The following is a 7,074-nucleotide window of genomic DNA, read 5'->3' on the forward strand; positions in this document are numbered from 1 at the left end:
CAGCCGGTCCGGAAACCGTCCGTGTCGTCCATAGACTGGTGGTTTCCGCCCGAGCCGCGCATCGAGGACCCGATCAGTTTCATGACTTCCGACATACCCGCCGCCGACAGGTCCGCCGATGGCTCTGCCGACGGGTCCGCTGCCGGACGGCGGACGATCGTGTGGCTGGTCCCGGTCCTGTGGACGGTGGGGCTCGGGCTGTGGGGGCTCTCCCGGCAGGACAGTGTGTGGCGGGACGAAGCGGCGACCTGGCAGGTGGCCGGCCGGTCGGCGGGCGAGATCCTGGACCTGCTCGGCAACGTCGATGCCGTGCACGGCCTGTACTACCTCCTCATGCACGGGCTCTTCGAGCTCTTCGGGGCGAGTACGGCCACCCTTCGGCTGCCGTCGGTGCTGGCGGTGGCGGCCGCCGCGGCGTGCGTGGCCCTGATCGGGCAGCGGCTGGCCGGTTTCTGGGCGGGACTGGGCGGCGGGCTGGCGCTGGGGCTGCTGCCCGCCGTGCAGTTCTACCTCCAGGAGGGCAGGCCGTACGCGCTGGTCGCGGCCGGTGCCGGGCTGTCGACCCTGCTGCTGGTGTCGCTGCTGTCCGCGCCGCCGGGGCCCGGCCGCGGGCGGCGGGCCTGGCCGCGCTGGGCGGCGTACGGGGTCACGGTGCTGGTGTGCGCGCTGCTGAACTGGCTGTCGCTGCTGATCCTGCCCGCGCATGCGGCGACGCTGTGGTGGGTGCGGGCCGGGCGCGCTGTGTGGCTGCGCTGGGCGGCGTACGGGGCGTGTGCCGTAGCGGGGGCGCTGCCGCTGGTGCTGTTCAGCCGGAGCCAGTCAGACCAGGTGTCGTGGATACCGCCCCTGACCTGGCACATGATGATCGGCCCGGCGATCCTGCTGGCCGTCGGCGGCCTCGGGGCCTGGCTGGACCGCCCGCGCGCGGGCCGGCTGTCGGCGGCCGCGGTGGGGCTGCCGCTGCTGGCGGTGCCGCAGCTGGGGCTGATCGGGATCTCCCTCGCCCAGCCGCTCTTCCTGGACCGGTACGTGCTGTTCAGCATGCTGGGTCTGGCCCTGCTGATCGGTGCGGCGCTGGGGGCTTGCGTACGGGCCGCCCGGCCCCGGTTCCCGAGGGCGGCGGGCCTGCTCGTACCGGGCGTGGTCGGGATCGCGGTGCTGGCGCTGCTGCCGGTGGAGCTGGGCAAGCGGGCTCCGGCCAGCCGGGTCGACGACGTGCTGGCGGTGGCCGGCGAGGTGGCCCGGCTGGGGCGGCCCGGGGACGCGGTGCTGTTCGTGCCGGCCGCCCGGCGGGACACGGCGCTGGTCTCCCCTGGGGCCTTCGCGCGGCTGGTGGACGTCGCCCTGGAGCGGAGTCCGGTGGCCTCGGCCACCCTCAAGGGCGAGGAAGCGGACCCGGCGCGGATCCGGGCGGCGCTGCTCGGGCAGCGGCGGGTGCTGCTGGTGACGGACGCGGCGAAGGTGGCGAAGCCGTCGGGGGCCGCACGGGACGCGGCGAAGGCGGCGGTGCTGAAGGAACGGTTCACCGTGGTGGAGGACCTCCAGGTCCGGGGCCGCCGCGTGACGGTGTACGAGAGCCGCTGACGGCGTACGGGGGCCGGTGGACGCCGATGGCGGTCAGGCGGCGTGGGGGTGGGCCGCCGCGGTGTGGGAATCCAGCCACGAGAGCGAGGCCTGGGCCAGGTCCGGCCAGCCGTGGTCGACGGTCAGGGAGTGGCCGCGGTCCTCGAAGCACTGGTACTCGGTGGTCGCGTGGGAGTGCCGGTACTGCTTGTAGGTGGAGCGGGTCAGCAGGTCCGGGACGGTGTGGTCGAGCCTGCCGGACAGCAGGAGCAGCGGACCGCGGCTCTCGTTCTCCGTGTCGACCTTGGTCGGTGAGTGCGGCGTGAAATTGCCGAGGGCCAGCTGGAACAGCGGGCGGGCGGAGCTCGGGATGGTCCAGTGCTCGAAGAGCTCCTCGGCCTCCTCCTCGGAGACGGCGTTGGCGAAGCCGTAGCGGAACTGCTCGCGGTTCAGCGAGACGGCCCGCCGGGTGTTGCCGGGGTTGTGCAGTACGGAGAACGTCGACTTGGCCTGGGCCGGGGCGATGACCTTGACGCCCTTGATCTGCCCGGGGCAGATGGCCACGGCGGCCTCGGCGAGGCCCTGGCCGAGCAGGTACTGGGCGATGAACCCGCCTACCGAGTGCCCCACGAGGACGGGGCGGACGGGCAGGGAGCGGATCACCTTCGCGTGCGCCTCGGAGATCTCGACGAGTCCGACCCCGGCCTGGTCGTCCGGCCGGCGGCGGGCCTCGGCGACGGTGTCGGGGACCCCGGGCCACTCCGGCAGGACGGGCTCGTACCCGGCTTCGCTGAAGGTGTCGGCCCAGCCCTCCCAGCTCGTGGAATGCAGCCAGAGGCCGTGGATGAACACCACGGGCGTTCGGCGCTGTGCGGTCATTCGGGACACCTCCTGGACCCCCCTGGCGCCTCTGCCAGTCTCGCCTGTGCGACGCGCCCCCGCCTGCGGAGCCCGGATTCACAGCGCATTCATATGGAATACCGGGCTCCGGGCATAGCTTCTGCGGGGAGGCTCGGTGCATGATCCCGCGCATGCTTCCCCGACCGGCCCACCGCGCCCGCACCCGGCGGGCGTCCCGGATCCTGCTGGCGCTGGCCGCGATGGCCGCCCTGGTGAGCGTGGACCTGCCCGACGCCGCGGCGGTGCCGCCGCTCGGGGTCACCGCCGAGGCCGGGTCCGACCAGGCGGCGGACCGGGTGGGCGCCCTTTTCGCGGGCACCCTCGACGGCGGACACTTCTGCACCGCCGCCGTGGTGCACAGCGACGACCGCAACGTGATCACCACCGCCGCGCACTGCCTGGACAACCCGGACACCACGGTGTTCGCGCCGGGCTACCGCGACGGCAAGGCCCCGTACGGGGTGTGGAAGCTGACCGGCGTGCACGTCGCCCCGGACTGGACGGACGGGCGGGACCCGGACGAGGACATCGCCTTCGCGACGGTCGCCGCGGCGGACGGCGGCGCCGGGCGCATCGAGGACGCGGTGGGCGGCTTCCCGGTGGCCACCGGGCAGCCGGACGACGTGACGGTGACCATCCTCGGCTACCCCGCCACCGAGGAGGCCCCGCTGCGCTGCGCCAACACCACGAGCCTGTTCTCGCAGACCCAGCGCCGCATCGACTGCCCCGACCTCAGCGGCGGCACGAGCGGCAGCCCCTGGCTGGCGAACGGCGCCCTGGCCGGTGTCCTCGGCGGCTACGAGGGCGGCGGCACGGTCCCGGAGGTCTCGTACAGCGCGGTGATGGACGACCAGGCCCTGGAGCTCTACCGCGAAGCAGCCGTCTCCGCCGGCTGACCGCCCACCGGGCCGTCAGGCAGGCGGTGTTCCTCCTGGATCCCGACCGGGGGCGCGAACCAGGTCGGCTCGTGGCGTATGGCGCGGTGGATGCGGTCCAGTGCGAAGTGTTCCAGCGGGGGCAGGGCGTCCGGTTCGAACCAGGCCACCTCCAGCGACTCGTTGTCGTTGGCCCGGGCCTCGCCGCCGGTGGCCCGGCAGCGGAAGGTGATGTCCTGGAACTGGCAGACGTCGCCGTTCGGGTAGGTGATCGGCTCGAGCATCTGGACCAGCACCACCCGCTCCGGGACGCAGTGCACCGCCGTCTCCTCGTACACCTCGCGCACCGCCGTCTCCGCGGGCTGCTCCCCCGGCTCCGCGATCCCGCCGACCACGGCCCACCGGCCGGTGTCGGAGCGCCGGCCGAGCAGCACGCGCCCCCGGTCGTCGAAGACGATGGCCGTGACCCCGGGCAGCAGGAGCAGCTGGTTCCCGGCGGAGGCGCGGATCTCGCGGATGAACTCAGGTGTGGTCATCCCCCGACCCTACGAGGCCGCGCCCGATGACCCGCGTCAGGCTGCCCGGCGGGCCCTGATCCGGCGCACGAGAGTCCAGCCGAGGCCGCCGGCGGCGACCAGGAGCAGCACGTACTCGGGCAGCGGGCCGAAGCGGGTGGCCGGGGTCTGCGTGGAGCGCAGCGGGATCTCGGCGACCAGCGCGTCCGCGGTGAACATCTCGGTCTGCCGGACGATCTCCCCGTCGGGGCGGATGACGGCGCTGACACCGCTGGTGACGGGGACGAGCACGGTCCGGCTGTGCTCGACCGCGCGGACCCGGTCCATCGCGAGCTGCTGGTAGGTCATCTGCGACCGGCCGAACGTGGCGTTGTTGCTCGGTACGGCGATCACCTGTGCACCGTCCTGGACGGTGGAGCGCACGGCGTCGTCGAAGGCGGCCTCGAAGCAGGTGACCATGCCGACCCCGCTGCCCGCCATGTCGAAGACGCCCGGTTCCTTGCCGGGGCCGAAGTCGCGGCGCACCCGGTCCACGTCCGAGCTGAAGAGCCGGACGAAGGACCGCATCGGGATGCGCTCGCCGAAGGGCTGGATCTTGCGCTTGTCGTAGGTGTCGACGGGCCCCTTGACCGGGTCCCAGAGGATCATCGTGTTGCGCAGCGGGCCGGTCTCCGGGGCCAGTACGGAGCCGATCGCGACCGGCACGCCGATGGCCTTGACCGCCTTGTCGATGACGCCGTACGCATCGGGCTGCGTGTACGGGTCGATGTCGGAGGAGTTCTCCGGCCAGACCACGAAGTCGGGCTTCGGGACCCGGTCGGCCTTGACGTCCGCGGCGAGCTGCAGCGTCCGGTTGGCGTGGTTGTCGAGGACCTGGCGGCGCTGGGCGTTGAAGTCGAACCCGGCGCGCGGCACGTTGCCCTGGACGACGGCGGCCACGGCGGTGCCGTCCTCGGCGGCGTCGGACACCAGCGGGCGGGCGGCGAGGGCCGCGCCGATCGGGGCGGCGACGGTGAGGACCGCGAGGGCCGCAGTGGCGCGGTGGGGGTGGCTGCGGGCGATGCGCAGGGCCTCGTACAGCCCGAATCCGCAGAGCACGACGGCGAAGGAGAGCAGCGGGGTCCCGCCGAGGGCGGCGAGCGGCAGGAAGAAGCCGTCGGCCTGGCCGAAGGCGAGCTTGCCCCAGGGGAAGCCGCCGAACGGGGCCCGGGCGCGCAGCGCCTCGCCCGCGATCCAGACGGCCGCGCCCCACAGAGGCCAGGCGGGGAGCCGGCTGACGAGGGCGATCCCGAGGCCGGTGAGGCCGATCAGGAGGGCTTCGAGGGTGACGAGGGCGAGCCACGGGACCGGGCCGACGCCCTCGCTGGTCCAGACGAGCAGCGGCAGCAGGAAGCCCAGGCCGTGCAGGAGGCCGAGGCCGAAGCCGGCGCGGGCGCGGCGGCCGTGGAGGCAGCCGCCGAGCACGGCGAGGGCGACGGGGGCCAGCCACCACAGCGGGCGGGGCGGGAAGCTCAGGTAGAGCAGCACACCGGAGGCGGCGGCGAGCACGGCGCGCACCGGCCAGGAGGCCGCCCATCCCTTCCAGGGGGATGCGGCGGCTTCGGTTCCGGCGGTTCCGGCTTCCGCTCGGGCTTCCGCTTCGGCGGTGGAGCCGGGGTCTCGGGTGATGCTGCTGCTCATTTGGCGGAGTGTACGTCCCCACGCGCCGGGGGCGGGAGAGCGACTCAGCGGGCGAGGGCGCGCAGGTGGGCGCGGATGACCCGGACCGCGTTCTCGGCGTCGTCGACGGTGACGGTGAACACCTTCCCGTCGCCGAGCCGCAGCTCCACCCCCTCGCCGCGCCGGACGATGACCGCGGTGCCCTTCTCGGGGCGCCAGCGGTAGCCCCAGCCGCCCCACTGCTGGGGGGTGATCCGGGGGAGGAATTCGGCCGAGGCCACCTCGGCGAGCTTGATCTTCCGGCGCGGCACCCCGATGTGGCCGCAGCGGACCTCCAGCGCCTCGGCGTCGACGGTGACGGCGACGTGCACGAAGGCGAGGGTGCCGTAGAGGATCAGCAGCCCGACGGCGAGGCAGCCGATGACGGACATCAGCAGCGGGACGATGCCGGCGGTCCAGGACGAGTCGACGGCGAGCTGGATGCCGAGTGCGAGACAGGCCGCGCCGGCGGCGGCGAGCAGCCACTGCACGCGGTTGGAGGCTCGGCCCGTCCACAGCGGACCTGGGGGGTGACCCGTCATGTGTAGCAGCGTACTCACGTTCCGCATGTACGCCACCGCCCCTCGCCCACACGGCGCGGGCGCGTCGGACCTCGTGCGATCTCGTGTGGTCACGTCGGACCACGTCGGACCACGTCGGACCACGTCGGACCACGTCGGACCACGTCGGATCACGTCTGCCCGGCATTGACCTCAAGCAAACTTGAGGTCCTACGGTCGTCCGCATGACCACTCACGAGGCAGCACAGCACGCCGTACAGATCGTTCCGGAGCGCTACCGCACGGCGGTCGTCGCCCACGTCATGGTGTCCGACGCGGCCGCCGCACTCTCCTTCTACGGGCGGGCCTTCGGCGCCGTCGAGGACTTCCGGCTCGACCACCCCGAGGGCGGGGTGATGCACGCCGAGATACGGATCGGCGGGGCCGTTCTGATGCTCGGCGACACCTCCGAGGGCCCGTTCACTGCGCCCTCGGAGCTGGGCGGCACCTCGGTCGCCCTGCACGTGTACGTACCGGACGTGGACGCGCTCGTACGGACGGCGGTGGCCGAGGGCGCGGAGCTGGTCCAGCCGCCGGCGGACCAGTTCCACGGCGACCGGACCGCCATCCTCCGCGACCCCTTCGGGCATCTGTGGGTGTTCCTCACCCACCTGGAGGACGTGTCCTGGGAGGAGCTGGAACGGCGGCTCGCGGGCGCGTAGCCCGAGGACCCCCGAGCCCCCGGGGCTTGCGCCGGGCAGCAGGCCGAGGAGCGCGTCGCGCAGGGCGGGGCGCCGGGCCGTCATGGAGCGGTGCAGGTTCCGCGAGCCGAAGGCGACGCGCTGGGCGCTGCGGCGCCGCTCGCCGTCGTACGCGCGCAGGGCGGCGGGCAGGGCCACCCGCCCGTGGGCGGCGACCGCGCGGGCTAACGACCCGGGGATGAATTGTTCCGGTGCTGGTGAGGCCGTGACATGAGAAGGGCCGCACGGGTTGGGTGAGTTGTGACGCTTACCTGGGCCCGTG

The 7,074-nt window shown here is 73.6% G+C and carries 7 protein-coding genes and 1 pseudogene; 3 read left to right on the forward strand and 5 right to left on the reverse strand.

Annotated features, from left to right (window positions below; translation table 11 throughout):
- Positions 1 to 81 precede the first annotated feature (81 nt).
- The gene (locus AB0M76_RS33170; protein ID WP_365956460.1) at positions 82 to 1,584 is read left to right on the forward strand and encodes a hypothetical protein; all 1,503 of its coding nucleotides are present in this window, start codon (positions 82 to 84) and stop codon (positions 1,582 to 1,584) included.
- A 33-nt stretch (positions 1,585 to 1,617) separates the two neighbouring features.
- On the opposite strand, the gene AB0M76_RS33175 is transcribed toward AB0M76_RS33170, so the two are convergent.
- Entirely contained in the window at positions 1,618 to 2,442 is an 825-nt protein-coding gene (locus tag AB0M76_RS33175; protein ID WP_365956461.1) for an alpha/beta hydrolase, read from the reverse strand.
- A gap of 152 nt (positions 2,443 to 2,594) precedes the next feature.
- Between AB0M76_RS33175 and AB0M76_RS33180 the strand changes: the two genes are divergently transcribed.
- Complete coding sequence (locus AB0M76_RS33180; RefSeq protein ID WP_365956462.1) at positions 2,595 to 3,359, forward strand: trypsin-like serine protease; 765 nt, start codon at positions 2,595 to 2,597, stop codon at positions 3,357 to 3,359.
- Here AB0M76_RS33180 and AB0M76_RS33185 read toward each other — a convergent pair.
- From AB0M76_RS33185 to AB0M76_RS33195, 3 genes are read right to left on the reverse strand one after another with little or no spacing between them, the layout of a single operon-like run.
- Positions 3,329 to 3,874 carry an NUDIX domain-containing protein gene (locus AB0M76_RS33185; RefSeq protein WP_365956463.1) on the reverse strand — a complete coding sequence of 182 codons (546 nt, stop codon included), beginning with the start codon at positions 3,872 to 3,874 and terminating at the stop codon, positions 3,329 to 3,331. The genes AB0M76_RS33180 and AB0M76_RS33185 overlap by 31 nt on opposite strands.
- 36 nt (positions 3,875 to 3,910) lie before the next feature.
- Entirely contained in the window at positions 3,911 to 5,533 is a 1,623-nt protein-coding gene (gene lnt, locus AB0M76_RS33190; protein ID WP_365956464.1) for an apolipoprotein N-acyltransferase, read from the reverse strand.
- 44 nt (positions 5,534 to 5,577) lie between these two features.
- Positions 5,578 to 6,120: a hypothetical protein gene (locus AB0M76_RS33195; RefSeq protein ID WP_365956465.1), complete on the reverse strand. Its 543-nt coding sequence runs from the start codon at positions 6,118 to 6,120 to the stop codon at positions 5,578 to 5,580.
- A 176-nt stretch (positions 6,121 to 6,296) separates the two neighbouring features.
- On the opposite strand from AB0M76_RS33195, the gene AB0M76_RS33200 reads away from it, so the two are divergent.
- Positions 6,297 to 6,773, forward strand: coding sequence for a VOC family protein (locus tag AB0M76_RS33200; RefSeq protein ID WP_365956466.1), 477 nt, complete (start codon positions 6,297 to 6,299; stop codon positions 6,771 to 6,773).
- 30 nt (positions 6,774 to 6,803) lie between these two features.
- Here AB0M76_RS33200 and AB0M76_RS33205 read toward each other — a convergent pair.
- Positions 6,804 to 6,944, reverse strand: a pseudogene (locus AB0M76_RS33205) (FAD-dependent monooxygenase); the annotation flags it as partial.
- Positions 6,945 to 7,074: the final 130 nt, after the last annotated feature.

This window comes from Streptomyces sp. NPDC051364, assembly GCF_040682115.1.
In the GTDB taxonomy this organism is placed as follows: domain Bacteria; phylum Actinomycetota; class Actinomycetes; order Streptomycetales; family Streptomycetaceae; genus Streptomyces.